General features: G+C 74.1%; 15 protein-coding genes. 7 read left to right on the top strand and 8 right to left on the bottom strand.

What is annotated here, in order from left to right:
• Positions 1–6: 6 nt before the first annotated feature.
• The gene (locus HNR21_RS23265) at positions 7–708 is read right to left on the bottom strand and encodes a polysaccharide lyase family protein (RefSeq protein WP_182706855.1); all 702 of its coding nucleotides are present in this window, start codon (positions 706–708) and stop codon (positions 7–9) included.
• A gap of 1138 nt (positions 709–1846) precedes the next feature.
• Here HNR21_RS23265 and HNR21_RS23270 point away from each other — a divergent pair.
• Complete coding sequence (locus HNR21_RS23270) at positions 1847–2857, top strand: tyrosine-type recombinase/integrase (protein ID WP_182706856.1); 1011 nt, start codon at positions 1847–1849, stop codon at positions 2855–2857.
• 653 nt (positions 2858–3510) lie between these two features.
• On the opposite strand, the gene HNR21_RS23275 is transcribed toward HNR21_RS23270, so the two are convergent.
• Positions 3511–4128, bottom strand: a complete 618-nt coding sequence (locus tag HNR21_RS23275; RefSeq protein ID WP_182706857.1) for a dihydrofolate reductase family protein — start codon at positions 4126–4128, stop codon at positions 3511–3513.
• 309 nt (positions 4129–4437) lie between these two features.
• Here HNR21_RS23275 and HNR21_RS23280 point away from each other — a divergent pair, with 309 nt between their 5' ends.
• On the top strand, positions 4438–5457 hold the full coding sequence (locus HNR21_RS23280) for a tyrosine-type recombinase/integrase (RefSeq protein ID WP_312881197.1): 1020 nt from the start codon (positions 4438–4440) through the stop codon (positions 5455–5457).
• Positions 5458–5747: 290 nt separating this feature from the next.
• Here HNR21_RS23280 and HNR21_RS23285 read toward each other — a convergent pair whose 3' ends face one another.
• Positions 5748–6170, bottom strand: a complete 423-nt coding sequence (locus tag HNR21_RS23285) for a nuclear transport factor 2 family protein (RefSeq protein ID WP_182706859.1) — start codon at positions 6168–6170, stop codon at positions 5748–5750.
• Between the two features lie 176 nt (positions 6171–6346).
• Between HNR21_RS23285 and HNR21_RS36105 the strand changes: the two genes are divergently transcribed.
• Positions 6347–6967: a DedA family protein gene (locus HNR21_RS36105; RefSeq protein WP_312881198.1), complete on the top strand. Its 621-nt coding sequence runs from the start codon at positions 6347–6349 to the stop codon at positions 6965–6967.
• Between the two features lie 143 nt (positions 6968–7110).
• Complete coding sequence (locus HNR21_RS23295; protein ID WP_182706861.1) at positions 7111–7812, top strand: phosphatase PAP2 family protein; 702 nt, start codon at positions 7111–7113, stop codon at positions 7810–7812.
• Positions 7813–7950: 138 nt separating this feature from the next.
• Here the strand turns inward: HNR21_RS23295 and HNR21_RS23300 are convergent, their stop codons facing one another.
• From HNR21_RS23300 to HNR21_RS23320, 5 genes are all read right to left on the bottom strand, one after another.
• Positions 7951–8619, bottom strand: coding sequence for a response regulator (locus tag HNR21_RS23300; protein ID WP_182706862.1), 669 nt, complete (start codon positions 8617–8619; stop codon positions 7951–7953).
• A gap of 15 nt (positions 8620–8634) precedes the next feature.
• On the bottom strand, positions 8635–10299 hold the full coding sequence (locus tag HNR21_RS23305; RefSeq protein ID WP_182706863.1) for a sensor histidine kinase: 1665 nt from the start codon (positions 10297–10299) through the stop codon (positions 8635–8637).
• Between the two features lie 70 nt (positions 10300–10369).
• Positions 10370–10741, bottom strand: a complete 372-nt coding sequence (locus tag HNR21_RS23310) for a hypothetical protein (protein WP_182706864.1) — start codon at positions 10739–10741, stop codon at positions 10370–10372.
• Between the two features lie 338 nt (positions 10742–11079).
• Complete coding sequence (locus HNR21_RS23315; RefSeq protein ID WP_182706865.1) at positions 11080–11265, bottom strand: hypothetical protein; 186 nt, start codon at positions 11263–11265, stop codon at positions 11080–11082.
• 62 nt (positions 11266–11327) lie between these two features.
• The gene (locus tag HNR21_RS23320) at positions 11328–12050 is read right to left on the bottom strand and encodes a hypothetical protein (RefSeq protein ID WP_246442305.1); all 723 of its coding nucleotides are present in this window, start codon (positions 12048–12050) and stop codon (positions 11328–11330) included.
• A 160-nt stretch (positions 12051–12210) separates the two neighbouring features.
• On the opposite strand from HNR21_RS23320, the gene HNR21_RS23325 reads away from it, so the two are divergent.
• From HNR21_RS23325 to HNR21_RS23335, 3 genes are read left to right on the top strand one after another with little or no spacing between them, the layout of a single operon-like run.
• On the top strand, positions 12211–13221 hold the full coding sequence (locus HNR21_RS23325; RefSeq protein ID WP_182706867.1) for an AAA family ATPase: 1011 nt from the start codon (positions 12211–12213) through the stop codon (positions 13219–13221).
• Between the two features lie 20 nt (positions 13222–13241).
• Positions 13242–14234, top strand: coding sequence for a DUF58 domain-containing protein (locus tag HNR21_RS23330; RefSeq protein ID WP_182706868.1), 993 nt, complete (start codon positions 13242–13244; stop codon positions 14232–14234).
• Positions 14231–15178 carry a VWA domain-containing protein gene (locus HNR21_RS23335; protein WP_182706869.1) on the top strand — a complete coding sequence of 316 codons (948 nt, stop codon included), beginning with the start codon at positions 14231–14233 and terminating at the stop codon, positions 15176–15178. Before HNR21_RS23330 ends, HNR21_RS23335 begins: the two co-directional genes overlap by 4 nt.
• Positions 15179–15214: the final 36 nt, after the last annotated feature.

A 15214-nucleotide genomic window follows, 5' to 3' on the forward strand; every position in this document is an offset into this window, starting at 1 on the left:
CGGCGGTCACCGCCGGACGTACGCCTTGAGGTCCTTCAGCAGCAGGTGCGCATCGTTCAACCGCGAAGCGTCCTCGAGCGAACGGTAGATGCCCCACTTGGGGAAGACCCCTCGCGCACCGGCCCAGGTGGCCAGACCACCGCGTTCGATGTCGACCGCGACCGCGTTCCCCGCGGTGACCCGCCACCGCACCCGCCCGGCGGGCGGCCCGGCGAACAGCACCTCGAGCTCCACCCCGATCCAGCGGCTCCGCAACGGCGCCAGCTCCGCCTCCCCGACGATCACCCCCGAGCGGAACGCGTTCAGCTCCACCAGGTCACGGCCCCCACGGCGCCGCAGCGAGACCGTCAACACCGGCCCGCCGCCCGCCCCCGACGCGAACTGCTGGTGGACATGGGTGAAGCTCCTCGTCGCCCGCAGCGCCGCGGGCAGATACCACGACCAGGTGAACCGCCACGTCTCACCCTCGGCGGCCCGCCGCTCCCGCCCGCCGACGCGCATCCCCCGCACCTCCTGCCGCTGCCGGTCCGGGTAGGTGTCCACGTCACCGGGATGGTGGATGTCGAACCGGTACATGGTGCCCAGCGCCCTGACATGCGGCACCCCCGGATGCGACCCGGCCCGGTCGTCCTCGATCCCCCCGAACGCCCCCAGCCCGTCCCGCCGCGGCACCGGACTCCACACCAACGTCCAGCGATCACCACCCACCCGCCCAGTGTCGCGCCCCCGTCTCCCCCCACCTCGGAAACCCGGCATCAACAACCCCCGCGGAACCGCCGGTCACCGCTCATCCTCGGCAGGCCACCCGCCCTCGTTCGGCACCCTGCTCTAGGGCCGGCGGCCGAACTGGGGGAGGGCCAGGCGGAAACCGCAGGCAGGGGAGAGGAGCGGCCTCCTTGCAGGCGTTTCTCGCCCGGTCGCCGCGTCCGCCACCGAAGGCACGCCAAGGACGCACCTCGTCGGCCGACCAGGGGCGGCCGGCGGGGGAGCACCACCCGCCATGTCCTCATGCCGCACCACCCGAACCGACACCATCCAACTACGGACCGTAATCGCCGATTCGTGACGTCTTCTCGCCGGACGGCAACGACCGCCTGCGGCCCACCGCACAGGAGGCGCGTAGGGGAGTGGCGCGTCACAGGCCGGCCAGGCCCCGCCACAGAAACCCGCCCAACCTCCTTGCCATGGGCCTGACCGAAATACCGCAGAGCCCTCTGCGGGACCGTCACGAGGCGCCGACGCCACCCATTCCAGACCTTCCTGTGATCGCAGTTCGCGCAGGCGGGCTTGTGGCACCACTGATCCTGATCGGACGCCGCTCTTGCCGCAGGGAAGGCGGCTCACCGCTCCAGAAGCCCGGAAAGCGGCACCAGCGAGTCGGATCGCCGTCGTCCGCCGTAACGGGCGGTGGGCCAGGGCAGGCCGCGTACGCCGGAGAGCACGGGCCCATGTGCCATGCGGCGGTCGTTCGGGAGAACTCTTGTGGAGACGGAATGCGGCGAGCGTGAACGTCGGGCGTCCGGCGCTCACGTTTGCCTGCAGCGCGCCGGCACTGCGGTGCCATGGGCGATGGTCCGCTGGTCGGCATGGGGCGGCACCGTACCGACGTCGCTTGCTTGGCTCGTCCGGGGACGCAGGACCAGGCGATGCGAGTGCGCGACACGAGGGTCCCGGCGCCGGCGGAGGAGCGGGAATCTGTCTAGGATAATATGTATTATCCTGGATAAGCAGGTGAACGAGCGGGGCTCGGCGGGGTCCGGGCGGTCGGCACGTGGCGCCGTTCCACCGTCGTGAACGAGCGACACCGACACCCCTCAGGGTGAGCGAACGGACAGGGAGGATGCGCGTGGCGGACGTGACGCTGTGGGAGCTCGGGCGACGCTGGCTCGACCACAAGCGCGCCTCCGGGCGGGGCATGTCGGACAACACCGAGGCCGCCTACCGCGCCGACCTGCAGGCATGGGGGCAGGCGCTGGCCGACCACCACGGCGTCCACGTGCCCGAGGGGCTCGAGCCGCTGGAGGCGCTGGAACCGGCGCACCTGACCGTGGAGGCGCTGACCTCCGCGGCGGCCGCGTTCTTCCGGGAGGGCAAGTCCGCCGCCACCCGCAGCCGCCGGATCTCGGCGATGCGCGGCTGGTGCGCCTGGCTGGTGCGCACCGGGCACCTGACCGCCGACCCCACCATCGAACTGGAGACCCCGCGGCTGCCGCGCCGCCTGCCGGTCGCGCTGACCGACGAAGAGCTCGGCCGGATCGTCCGCGCCGCCTCCACCCCCCACCGGCAGGCCCGCGGCCAGTGGATCCTGCTGGACCGGGCGCTGATCGCCCTGTTCGCCGGAGCCGGGCCCCGCACGTCGGAGGTCGTGGGCCTGCGGGTCCACGACGTGGTCCGCGACACCGGCGGGGTGCTGCTGCGGCTGCGCGGCAAGGGCGGCGCGCACCGCAACGTGCCGATCGACCCGGTCGCGGTGGAGCCGGTGGACGACTACCTGGCCGACCGGCGGCGGCGCCTGGGGCCGTTCGAGGCCGGCGATCCCCTGCTGGTCACCCTCACCGGGCGGGCCATCACCACCGGGATGATCGAGTACCGGGTGGACCAGTGGTTCCGCCGCGCCGGGGTGCGGCGGCCGGAGGGCGAGCTGGCGCACGTGTTCCGGCACACCTACGCGGTCGGCGTGCTGCGCGAGGGCGGTTCGCTGAACGAGCTGCAGGCGGCGCTGGGCCACCAGAACCTGGCCACGACCAGCATCTACACCAAGGTCGCCGCCGAGGGCCTGCGCGACCTGGCCCGCACGGCACCGGTCCTGCGGCACCTGCGCGAGACCCGCCCGCCCGTCTCCGACCCCGGCACATGACCCCCGCACCACGTCCCCGACCGGGCACATGCCCCGGTGCCTTTGAACGCTCGGGTGCCTCGCCGCTGCCGCAGGGCGCCTCGCTGACCGCCTTCACCGAATCCCATGTCCCCCCTTCCCCAGCGCCTCCCTGCCAGCCGCCCATGACCCCACTCGGACATTCGGAACATTCAGGTTGATACCAGACAGAAGCCAAATTCTGTTGGGTATCGCCGTTGGTCCGGCCGACCGACCCGGCGGGCCCTCTCGCCAGGGAGATCCTGCGGGCAGCCCCGTCCACTCCAGCCGCAGAACGATCCCACCCGCTGTTGCAACGCGGCCCGGCAGCTCCAGGCTCGCACTTCTTCCGCGTCCGGTCGGATGTGCACTTCGCGGCCGGCGCACCGCCCCACTCCCCTGGCGGCGACCGTGGACGCCTACCGCAGTTCTCGGGGCGCACTCCCCTGGGACGGCCACTGCGAACGGCTGGTGAACGGGTCACGCAGCGTGACGTTCGGGCCACCGCCAAGGTCTACCGGACAGACCCTAGGACGGGGCCCTGGGCGGATGTAGTCGCGGAACTCCCTGGGCGTCCCGCCTCTCACGGCCATCTTCAGGGGTTCTCAGCACGGCCCCGTGGCAGTCATCGGGGGCGTCCCGTGTCGGGCGCGGGGTCAGGTGTCCTGGCCGACTGTGCCGTATGTGGGTTTGCCGGCGCGTTCGTAGGAGGTGATCACCACGCCGGTGCCGGTGGTCTGGGTGTGGGTCAGGCGTAGTGCGCCGGGGGTGGTGCCTTCGGGGAAGAGGCGTTTGCCGGTGCCCAGCACGACGGGGAAGGTGAGGAGGTTGTAGGCGTCGACGAGGTCGTGTTCGATGAGCGTCTGGACGAGGTTTCCGCTGCCGTGGACCTGTAGTTCGCCGCCGGGTTGTTCCTTGAGCGCCGCGACCTCGGCGGGCACGTCGCGGATCACCGTGGTGTTGTGCCAGTCCGCCTTGTCGAGCGTGCGGGAGGCCACGTATTTCGGGAGCGTGTTGAGCCGGGAGGCCACCACGTCGTCCTCGTCGGTCACGTGGGGCCAGTACCCGGCGAAGATCTCGTAGGTTCTGCGTCCCAGCAGGAACGAGCCGGCGCGTTCGATCACCTCGTTGATGAACGCGCCCGCCGTGTCGTCGAAGTGCGGTGCTATCCATCCGCCGTGCTCGAAGCCGCCGCTGCGGTCCTCTTCGGGTCCGCCCGGGGCCTGCATCACGCCGTCCAGGGTGACGAAGGTGTTCACTACCAGCCTGCTCATGGGTCCGCCCCTTCCGCCGCCGGTCCTGTTCGTCACGGTAGGCGGGGCGGGCTCATGGGATTCCTCGGTTTGCGTGAACCGGGGTTCGAGCAATCGGCAAGAGATCGGATCTGCCTCTTCTTCGCTTGTCGGGCGCTGGTCGGGTCGGTCGGTCCCGGCTGGCTGCGGTCAGGGTTCAGGAGGCCGGAGGTGCGGGATCGGTCGTGTTGGTGCCCGGGGGGCCGGTGGGGCGGGGTTTGTCGGTGGGGGTGGTTAGGGTTCGGGGGTATGCGGCCTGCCGAGATCGAGCGTGTGTCCGTTCAGGAAGCCGTGGATCGGTATGTGGAGCTGGTGCGGGCCAAGACGGTGACGGGGCAGTTCTCGCCGGCGACCGCCGAGGTGTACTGCCGGGATGTGCAGACGTTCGCGGAGCTGGCGGGCGCCGGGCGGGTGCTGGACGATCTGGACGGGGCGGACGTGGACGCGGTGCTGCTGGCGTTCGCGCGCAGGCCGGACGGGCGGCGGCGGGCCGGCGAGGACGGTGGGGACGGCGGGGGTGCGGCGCGGGCGGGGCGGGCGTCGCAGAGCGCGGCGTCGCAGGCGCGGTTCCGCCGGTCGTTGTCGGTGTTCTTCCGGCATGCGGTGACGGCGGGGTGGGTGCAGCTGGATCCGATGCGGGCGGTGACGGTGTCGGCGCGTGAACGCGGGGGGCTGCGGGCGGAGCGGCGTGCGTTGACGGTGGAGCAGGCCGGTGGGCTGCTGGCGGCGGCGCGGCGGATGGCCGAGGAGCCGGTTCCGGCGGCGCGGCGGCGCGATCAGCGGACCGAGTTGCGGGATGCGCTGGCGGTGGTGCTGCTGGCGACGGTGGGGCCGCGGGTGTCGGAGCTGACGCGGGCGAACGTGGAGGATTTCTTCGTCAACGGCGGTGACCGGTACTGGCGGATCTTCGGCAAGGGCGGGCGGACGCGGGACGTGCCGCTCCCCCGCCCGGTGGCGGTGTTGTTGGAGGAGTATCTGGCGCGGGGTCGTCCGCTGCTGGACCGGGGTGTGGAGCCGAAGGCGCTGCTGTTGTCGTGGCGGGGGCGGCGGCTGGCGCGCGGTGATGTGCAGGCGGTGATCGACCGGGTGCTGGCGCGGGTGGAGCCGTCGCGGCGGCGGGCGGTGACGCCGCACGGGTTGCGGCACACGACGGCGACGCATCTGCTGGCGGCGGCGACGGACATGGACGCGGTGCGGCGGGTGCTGGGGCATTCGGATCTGTCGACGTTGTCGCGTTACCGGGACGAGCTGCCGGGCGAGTTGGAGGCGGCGATGCGCGTTCACCCGCTGCTGGAGGAGGGCCGCAGGTGAGCCGGTGCCGCGGCGGTCGGCCGCCCGCCGGGGCCGCCGCCATGCCGTCGCGTCGCAGGGGTGTATCAGCGGCGGGGTGACGGGGGCCGGTCCTTACGGTCGCATGCTTCGGCGGCGTGGCCGTTCACGCCGCCGAAGCATGCGGGGGTCGGCGGCACCCCTCCGGCCTCGCCGTGTGGCCGGGCCGCGAAACCGATCCGGCCGCGTGGTCTGGGTCGAGTGCCGGTGCCCGCCGTGCGGGCCTTGGGATCCGCCGGTGGGGCTGTTGCGGGGTGCTGGTGTTGCGGGGGTCAGCGGGCGGGGACCAGGCCGTCGGCGACGAGGCCGGCGTGGACGGCTTCGCTGAGGGCGGTGACGGCCGACAGGGGGCGGACCATGACGGTGAAGTCGGTGATGAGGCCCTGGGCGTCGGTCTGGATGAGGTCGATGCCGTGGATGTGCCTGCCGGCGACGGTGGCGTGGAAGATCAGGATGTGGGAGGGGGCGTCGGGGCCGTCGGCGCCGATGCGGGCGTGGCCGTGGAGTTCGCCGGTGTAGCGGAAGTCCTCGAAGGTGCGCAGCAGGACGCCGAAGAGGCCGCCGACCATGTCGGCGCCGGTGAACGGGGTGAACTTCACGGGGCTGAAGAAGCGGACGTCCGGTGCGAGCAGGGCGGTGATGGTGTCCAGGTCGCGGTCGTGGACGGCCTGCTGGAAGCGGCGTGCGGTGTCCATGCGGGTGCCTTTCGCGTACGGGATGTCCAGGTATATCAGCGGCGGGGTGACGAAAGTCGGGGGCGGGAGGTGTCTTCGGCCGGATGTGGGGGCCGGTGGCCGGTCCTTACGGTCGTGCGGTGCGTGGGCGGGGTGGCCGTTCACGTCGCCGGACGGACGTGAGAGGGATGGCCGCGGTGGTCGATCAGGTGCTGGTGTGGGTGGAGGGGGCGGTGTCCTCGCCGTGGTTCTATGTGGCGTTGCTGGTGTTCGCATGTGTGGACGCGTTCTTCCCGGCGGTGCCGAGCGAGAGCCTGGTGATCACGGCGGGGGTGTACGCGGCGTCGGGTGAGCCGAGCCTGGCGGGGGCGATCGTGTGCGCGGCGGCGGGGGCGTTCGCGGGTGATCATGTGGCGTTCTGGGTGGGGTGGGCGTCGCGGGGACGGCTGGAGGGGCGGTTGCGGCCGGGGTCGCGGCGGGAGCGGGCGTTCGGGTGGGCGTCGCGGACGCTGCGGCGGCGGGGCGGGCTGGTGCTGGTGGTGGCGCGGTACGTGCCGGGGGGTCGTACGGCGGTGACGGTGACGATGGGCGCGTCGGGATATCCGGGGCGGTTGTTCGCGCTGTTCGCGGGGGTGGCGGCGGTGAGCTGGGGGGCTTATGCGGCGCTGGTGGGGTATGTGGGGGGCCGGGCGTTCGAGGCCGATCCGCTGCGGGGGCTGCTGGCGGGGTTCGGGCTGGCGGTGGGGATCACGGTGGCGGTGGAGACGGTCCGGTTCGTGGTGGCGCGGCGGCGGGCGGGGGTGCCCGCGGGCCGTTGATCCGCACATTTCGATCTTGATCGGGTGATATCCCCATAAAAAGATGAACGGGATGTGAACTCGCCCCGTCCAGGAGACGATCTGTTCGTGTACGGGCCCTTGCGCACGGTGCGCGGGGCCGGGCTCCGAGGTCGAGGGAGAGCATGCGAGCGCCGGAATTCAGCGCCGACTGGTATCGGGCGGTCACCGAGTTCGCGCACGGGACCCCCGCGTGGCTGCACACGGTCGCGGAGGTCGGCACCGACGCGGGACTGCTGCTGTTCGCCGTCCTGTTCGCGGCGGGCTGGTGGCGGGCCCGCACCGCCGACGCGCGGGCGATGGCGCTGGCGGTGGCCGGGCCGGTGGTCACGGTGGCCGCCTACCTGGTCAGCGAGGTGGCCAAGAGCCTGATCGAGCAGGAACGCCCGTGCCGGGCGGTGGCCGGGGCGATGAACATCGCGGCCTGCCCGGCGGTGGGCGACTGGTCGTTCCCCAGCAACCACGCCACGATCGCGGCGGCGTCGGCGACGGCGCTGGCGGTGGCGTGGCGGGCGGTGGCGCCGCTGGTGCTGCCGCTGGCGGCGCTGATGGCGTTCTCCCGGGTGTTCGTGGGGGTGCACTACCCGCACGACGTGGCGGCCGGGTTCGTGGTCGGGTCGGTGGTGGCCGGGCTGCTGGCGGTGGCGGTGGCGCCGTGGGCGGCGCGGCTGGTGACGACGCTGCGGACGCTGCCGGTGACCGGGCCGCTGCTGTCGGCGGGCCCCACCGTCCCGGCGGGCTCGGTGGGCTCGGTGGGGACGGCGCGGGATTCGCGGCCGGTCCCTGCCATGACGGCCGGTGACGCCCGGGACGGCACCGGCGTGTGAGAACGAGCGGGCGTGGGCCCGGCACCCCTGAGCGGCGGTGCCGGGCCCACGCCCGCTCCACGGCAAGACCCCCGGGGGACGGCCGCACCACCGGGCGCAGGCGCCCGCCCCCAGCCCAGGTGACGTGCCCCCGCGTGCTCAGGGGCCGTCGTCGCCGACCAGGCCCGCCTCGTAGGCCAGGATCGCCGCCTGGACGCGGTTGCGGACGTCCAGCCGCGCCAGGATCGCGCTCACGTACGCCTTGACGGTGCCCTCCACCACGTTCAACCGCCGGGCGATCTCCGCGTTCGACAGGCCCTCCCCCACCAGCCCCAGCACCTGCCGTTCCCGCGCCGTCAGCGCCTGGACGCGGCGCCGCGCCGCCGCCGCCCGCGACAGCCGCGACCCCCCGCCCAGATGGGCGACCACCCGCTGGGCGACCCGCGGGGACAGGAACGCCGCCCCACCGGCGACCGCGTGCACGCCCGCCAGCAGTTCCCGCGGATCCCCCGACTTGAGCAGGAACCCGGCCGCCCCGCCGGTCAGGGCACGGGCGATGTAGTCGTCCTCCCCGAACGTCGTCAGCATGATCACCGCGGTGGCGGGGACGGCGCGGCGGATCTCGGCGGCGGCCGCCAGCCCGTCCATCCGCGGCATCCGGATGTCCAGCAGCGCCACGTCCGGCCGGTGCCGGCGGGCCGCCTCCACCGCCGCGCGCCCGTCGGCGGCCTCGGCGACCACCTCCAGGTCCGGGTCGGTCGCCATGATCGCGGCGACCCCGGCGCGGATCATCGTCTCGTCGTCGGCCAGCAGCAGCCGGATCGTCACGACGTCGGACCCCTCTCACTCGTCGGACGCGGGCCGGGCCGGGGCCGGGGACGACGGTCCCGGCCCGGCCCGCGTGATGACGTCCTTGGCGGCCAGCCGGCCGCCCGCAAAGCACAGCCGGTACACCTGCCCCAGCCCCAGCGGGTTGGCGTCGGGCCGGTACAGCGCGCAGTCCGTCCCGGGCGGGGCGGGCGGGTCGTAGGGGGCGGCGCCGCCCCACAGGGTGCGGCGCGGCAGCAGCGGATCGATCTCGGCGCGGGTCTGCCCCACCGTGATCTGGGCGAACGTCGACGGCGGCAGCACCGAGTTGATCGTGACGTACACGTAGTAGGCGGCCATCACCGCCCCCAGCCCCGCCAGCAGCGCGGCCAGGGCGGCGGCGCCGGTGACCAGCTCGCGGCGCAGCCGGTGCCGCCACCGCGCCAGCTGCCGCCCCGACACCGTGTCCGGCCCGTCGTACGGCCCGCCGCCCGGATCGCCGTCCGGCCCCGCGGGGTCCGGGGCGCAGGCGTCCGCCGGGGGTTGGAGGCGGGCCGGCGAGGTGTGCGGCAGGTCGGCCCGCACCGCGAACCCCCCGCCCGGCAGCGGCCCGGCCCGCAAGGTCCCACCGGTCAGGCGGACCCGTTCCCGCAGCCCCGCCAGCCCCAGCCCGCCGCCCGCCCCCGCCGGCTCCCCCGCACCGGCGGGGGCGGTGTTGACCACCACCACCCGGGTGCGGTCCCCGCAGCGGGTCACCTCGACGGTCACCGATGCGCCGGGGGCGTGCTTGGCGGCGTTCGTCAGCGCCTCCTGCACCACCCGGTACACCGTCCCCTCCACCAGCGGCGGCGCCGGCTCGGCGTCCCCGCGCAGGTCGAAGGCGACGGGCATGCCGGACGCGGCGGCCCGTTCCACCAGCTCCCGCAGCGCCGCGGGCCCGCCTCCCGGCCGCAGCGGCGCCGGCTCGGCGTCCTCGCGCAGCACCCCGATGATCTCCTGCAGCCGCTGGGTGGCGGTGGCCGCCGCCTCCCGCACCCGCGCCGCCGCGGCCCGGTGCCGCTCGTCCAGGTCGGCGGCCAGCTCCAGCGCACCGGCCCGCAACGCGATCAGGCTCAGCTCGTGCCCCAGCGAGTCGTGCATGTCCTGGGCGATCCGGGACCGCTCCCGCAGCCGTTCCCGCTCGGCGACGATCCGCTGCTCGCGTTCCAGCTGCTCGGCCCGCTGCCACCCGGCGCGGACCAGCGCGGTGTACTGCCGCCACGCCCGCCCCGCCAGCCACGGCAGCACCCCCAGCAGCACCAGCCACACCGTCAGCGGGAACCACACCGTCACCGGCACGCCCCGCACCACGTTGAGCGCCGCACCACCACCGCAGATCAGCGTGAACGCCCACACCACCGGCCGGGCCCGCTCAGAACGCCGCCCCACCCGGTAGGACACCAGCGGCAACCCGAACGCGAAGTTCCCGCTGAGCAGCGGCAGCGCGAACGCCGCCGGCAGCGCCACCAGCGGCCGCCGGCACGCCGCCAGCGCCCCGCCCAGCACCACCAGCCCCGCCAGCTGCGCCGCCGCCACCGCCGGTGCCCGCGGCAGCCCCGCCAGCACCGGCAGCGCCGCCACCGCCCACAACAGCCCCCCGCGCAGCACGGCGCCGCGCACCAGGCCACCGGGCAGGCGGCGGAACAGGCGGGATCGGGGCATGGCGGTCACCCTCGCGACGCTACCGCCGCCCCCGCCGCGCCCGGCACTGCCGAAAGTCAACCCCGTCCCGTCACGACGGGCAGGTCGGGATCTCCACCCCGTCGTTGTCCTTGGCCTCGTCGTCGCCCCAGTGCGTCAGGTACAGCGCGGGCACGTAGGCGCGGGGCCCGCCACCCGAATACACCTCGTCCAGGTCCGTCAGCAGCCACCAGTGGTTGTGGGCGTCGCCCCGCGACCGGCGCGGCCCCCACACCTTGCAGAACACATAATGCGTGCCCGCCCGCAGCACCCCCACCGGCGGGCCCGCCCCCGGCTCGCGGTGCCCCTCGGCGTCGGTGAACGTGTCCACCCAGTAGCGGCGCTGCGTCGGCGGCTCGGACGGCCCCGCACCAGGCGCCTGCGACGCCGAGGTGGGAACGGCCACGTGCGGGCCCGGCGTCACCCCTCCCCCCGCGTTCCCACCAGGCCCCTCAGGCCACAGGACCAGGACCGCGGCGACCCCCCGACCGCGACCGTCCACGCCGTCAGCACCCACGGCAGGTACGCCCCCGCCCGGCCCCGCCGGCGGCTTGCCGGACGCGGCGGGTCGGGCCACGGCAGCTTCTCCCCCCGCCCGGCCCACCGCACGCCCGGCGCAGGCGGATCCTCAACGGTCGCCGTCTGCCCGGACGTCTGCGGCAGCGGCGCGTTGCAGCGGGCGCACCGCGGCCCGGCCGCCGCGTTCGTCCCACACGACGGGCACTCCACCCGGCACCACCCCTCGAAAACCTTTCGGGCGCGTCAGCGGCCCCCGGCGGCCGGCCAGGCCCCCGACCCGACCAGCACCACCCCCGACACCCGTTCCAGAGCCCGCCGCACCCCGGCACGCCCCGGCAGGGCCGCCTCCCGCAAGATCACCACCGTGGTCGGCCCGGGAGCCGTCGAGATCAACACTGCCGCACCGCAGAACGCGACCAGACCCTCCACCACCCCATCGTGACCGCGGCCCCCCGCCCCCGCAATCGGGATGACCCCGGGGGCTGCAAGGGCTACAGCTCGCCGCCGTCCCCGGGACCCACCGGCTCACCGGGCTCACCCGGCGACGGCGACCCCGACGACGGAGACGGCGACGGCGACGGCGACCGCCCCGGCGACGACGGGGACGGCGACGGCTGCTGCGACCGAGGCTGCGACTGCGACGGCGAATCCGCGGGCGGATCGGGCGGCGGCGGATCCACCTTCGGCCGGCACGCGAACAACAACAGCATCAAAACCGCCAGCACCAGCAGCATCACCGCCAACGCCAGCACCGCCGCCGCCAGCCCCCGCTCACCCCGCCCATCCGGCACCGGACCCCCCACCGGGGCCGCCGCCTGCACCGCCGGGCCGCCACCACCCGCCCAATACGGCAGGAACAACGGGCCACGCCGCCACCACCGGCCACCCGACAACGCCACCGGCTCCAAGAACCGCTCCGCCCCCGCCGGCCGCACACCCCCCGCATCCGGCTCGTACGCCACCGCCACCCACGGCGCCGGCCCCTCCGGCTGCGCCGCCAGCACCCGCGGCCCGTCACCGTTCCCCGAGCCGTTCTGCGGCACGGCCGCCAAGATCGCCGCACGGAACCGCTCCCGCGCCGCCGGATCCGCCGCCGCCCCCTGCCGCAGCACCGCCACCGTCGCCTGCCGGCCCCGCTCGTCCTCACCCCAGAACACGATCCCCGCAGGCGTCTCCGCCAGCCGCGCCGACAACCGGAACGGCCCCAACCGCATAGGATCACCAGACGGCAACGGCCTCGACATGCCGCCACACTAACGCCGCCCCACCCGCCCCGGCACACCGAGCACGCTCCCGGCGGGTAGGAGAGATCACATAAGGTCATAACCGCGACCGTCGGCACCACTCACAGCGAGACAGCGAGGTCCACACGACATGACCCTGGCCGCCCACGACATCGACCAGGCCGCAGCCCTGCTGCAGCGCACCGTCGCCGAGGTCAAGAAGGTCATCGTCGGCCAGGAGCACATGGTCGAACGGATGATCGTCGCGCTCCTGGCCCAGGGCCACTGCCTCCTGGAAGGCGTCCCCGGCGTCGCCAAGACCCTCGCCGTCGGCACCCTCGCCAAAGTCGTCGGCGGCACCTTCGCCCGCCTGCAGTTCACCCCCGACCTCGTCCCCTCCGACATCGTCGGCACCCGCATCTACCACCCCTCCACCGAACAGTTCGACGTCGAACTCGGCCCCGTCTTCGTCAACTTCGTCCTCGCCGACGAGATCAACCGCGCCCCCGCCAAGGTCCAGTCCGCCCTGCTGGAGGTCATGGCCGAACGGCAGGTCTCCCTGGCCGGCAAGACCTTCCCCCTGCCCAGGCCGTTCCTGGTCATCGCCACCCAGAACCCCATCGAGTCCGAAGGCGTCTACCCCCTCCCCGAAGCCCAGCGCGACCGGTTCCTGATGAAGGTCGACGTCCGCTACCCCGGCGCCCACGACGAACTGCAGATCCTGCAGCGCATGAGCGTCGAACCCCCCGAACCCGCCCAGGTCCTGGACCCCGAACGGCTCACCGCCCTGCAGCGCACCGCCGCCGAGGTGTCGGTCCACGAACTCGTCGCCGACTACATCGTCCGGCTCGTCATGGCCACCCGCGAACCCGCCCACTACCGGCTCCCCGACCTGCGCGGCGTCATCGAGATCGGCGCCAGCCCCCGCGCCACCCTCGGCCTGGTCGCCGCCGCCCGCGCCCTGGCCCTGCTGCACGGCCGCGACTTCGTCCTCCCCGACGACGTCCGCGCCGTCGCCCGCGACGTCATGGCCCACCGCATCGTGCTCACCTTCGACGCCCTCGCCGACGGCGTCCACACCGGCGAGATCATCGACCAGATCCTCGCCGCCGTCCCACCACCCCGCGTCGTGTGGAACCACGACCAGGCCGCCCACGCCTGACCGCCCGAAGCCGCACCGTCATGCCGTACCGACCGCACCGCCAGCACCACGGCGACAGACTCACCCGGCTGGCCCCCGAACGCACCCTGCGGCGCCTGGAACTGTCGGTCACCCGCCGCCTCGACGGCCTCCTCAACGGCGAACACCTCGGGCTGCTGCCCGGCCCCGGCACCGAACTCGCCGAAGCCCGCGCCTACCAGCCCGGCGAGGACGACGTCCGCCACATGGACTGGGCCGTCACCGCCCGCACCACCCAGCCCCACGTCCGCGACCTCGTCGCCGACCACGAACTGGAGACCTGGGCCCTCATCGACCTCACCCCCAGCATGGACTACGGCACCGCCGCCCTCCCCAAACGCGACCTGGCCGTCGCCGCCCTCGCCGCCGTCGGCTTCCTGACCGTACGGCTCGGCGACCGCACCGGCGCCTACCTCATGCACCCCGGCGGACTGCGCCGCTGGCCCGCCCGCACCGGCAAGGCCGCCATGTACGCGCTGCTGCAGACCCTCCTGGACACCCCCGCCCAACCCCCCGCCGACCCCCGCGCACGACCCGTCACCCTCGCCGACGGCATCGCCTCCCTCGGCCGCGGCCAGACCCGCCGCGGCCTGCGCGTCGTCATCTCCGACTTCCTCGACCAGCCCGCCCCCGGCGCCCCCCTCGCCTGGGAACGGCCCCTGCGCCGCCTGACCCGCCGCCACCAGGTCCTCGCCGTCGAGATCATCGACCCCCGCGAACTCGCCCTCCCCGACATCGGACTGGTCCACATGGCCGACCCCGAAACCGGCCACGTCCACGAGATCGCCCTCAACCGCAGGACCGCCGCCGCCTACAACGCCGCCGCCACCGCCCACCGCCACGCCGTCGCCGCCGCCCTGCGCCGCTGCGGCGCCCACCACCTGCAACTGCGCACCGACCGCGACTGGATCACCGACATCGCCCGGTTCGCCCTGCGGCAACGCCGCACCGCCGGCCGCACCACCGGGCGCACCACCACGGGGGCACGCCCATGACCTTCCTGTCACCCGGCCGCCTATGGGTCCTGGCCGTCGTCCCGCTGCTGGTCGCCGTCTACGTGCTGCTGCAGGCACGCCGCCGCCGCTACGTCGTCCGCTTCACCAACCTCGCACTGCTGTCCCAGGTCGCCCCCAAGAACCCCGGCTGGCGGCGGCACGTGGCCGCCGGGCTGTTCCTGGTCATGATCACCCTCATGTGCCTGGGATTCGCCCGCCCCGCCACCGCCGTCAAGGTCCCCCGCGACCGCGCCACCGTCATCGTCGCCATCGACGTGTCGCTGTCCATGATGGCCCGCGACGTGGCCCCCAACCGGCTCGAGGCCGCCAAGTCCGCCGCCAAACGCTTCATCGGCGACCTGCCCGCCCGCTTCAACGTCGGCGTCATCGCCTTCGCCGGCAGCGCCAACGTCATCGCCTCCCCCACCGGCGACCGCGCCACCGCCATCGCCTCCATCGACAACCTCACCCTGGAAAAGCGCACCGCCATCGGCGAAGCCGTCTTCACCGGCCTGCAGGCCATCCGCGGCTTCGACGCCCAGGCCGGCCAGGACCCCCCGCCCGCCCACATCGTCCTGTTGTCCGACGGCGACAACACCACCGGCCGGTCCGTCCCCGAAGCTGTCGAGGCCGCCCGCGCCGCCAAGGTCCCCGTCTCCACCATCGCGTTCGGCACCCCCTACGGCACCGTCGAGATCGACGGGGAGACCACCCCCGTCGAGGTCAACAAACTCACCCTCGCCGACCTCGCCCAGGGCACCGGCGGCAAGGCCTACGAGGCCGCCGACCGCGACCAGCTGTCACAGGTGTACGCCAACATCGGCACCTCACTGGGCTGGCGCATCGAACACCGCGACATCGCCGCCCGCTTCACCGGCATCGCGCTGCTGTTCGCCCTCGCCGCCGCCGGCGCGTCCCTGGCCTGGTTCTCCCGCCTGCCCTGACCGGCACGCCCGCCCGCCCGGGGCTGGTACGGTCAC

It is taken from the genome of Thermomonospora cellulosilytica, assembly GCF_014138835.1.
Classification (GTDB): domain Bacteria; phylum Actinomycetota; class Actinomycetes; order Streptosporangiales; family Streptosporangiaceae; genus Thermomonospora; species Thermomonospora amylolytica.

What these genes read in the sequence shown, in the direction of transcription:
- HNR21_RS23295 (WP_182706861.1), top strand. Translation starts at nt 7,111, where the DNA reads ATGCGAGCGCCGGAATTCAGCGCCGACTGGTATCGGGCGGTCACCGAG.
- HNR21_RS23330 (WP_182706868.1), top strand. Translation starts at nt 13,242, where the DNA reads ATGCCGTACCGACCGCACCGCCAGCACCACGGCGACAGACTCACCCGG.
- HNR21_RS23325 (WP_182706867.1), top strand. Translation starts at nt 12,211, where the DNA reads ATGACCCTGGCCGCCCACGACATCGACCAGGCCGCAGCCCTGCTGCAG.
- HNR21_RS23335 (WP_182706869.1), top strand. Translation starts at nt 14,231, where the DNA reads ATGACCTTCCTGTCACCCGGCCGCCTATGGGTCCTGGCCGTCGTCCCG.
- HNR21_RS23305 (WP_182706863.1), bottom strand. Translation starts at nt 10,299, where the DNA reads ATGCCCCGATCCCGCCTGTTCCGCCGCCTGCCCGGTGGCCTGGTGCGC.
- HNR21_RS23275 (WP_182706857.1), bottom strand. Translation starts at nt 4,128, where the DNA reads ATGAGCAGGCTGGTAGTGAACACCTTCGTCACCCTGGACGGCGTGATG.
- HNR21_RS23320 (WP_246442305.1), bottom strand. Translation starts at nt 12,050, where the DNA reads ATGCGGTTGGGGCCGTTCCGGTTGTCGGCGCGGCTGGCGGAGACGCCT.
- HNR21_RS23285 (WP_182706859.1), bottom strand. Translation starts at nt 6,170, where the DNA reads ATGGACACCGCACGCCGCTTCCAGCAGGCCGTCCACGACCGCGACCTG.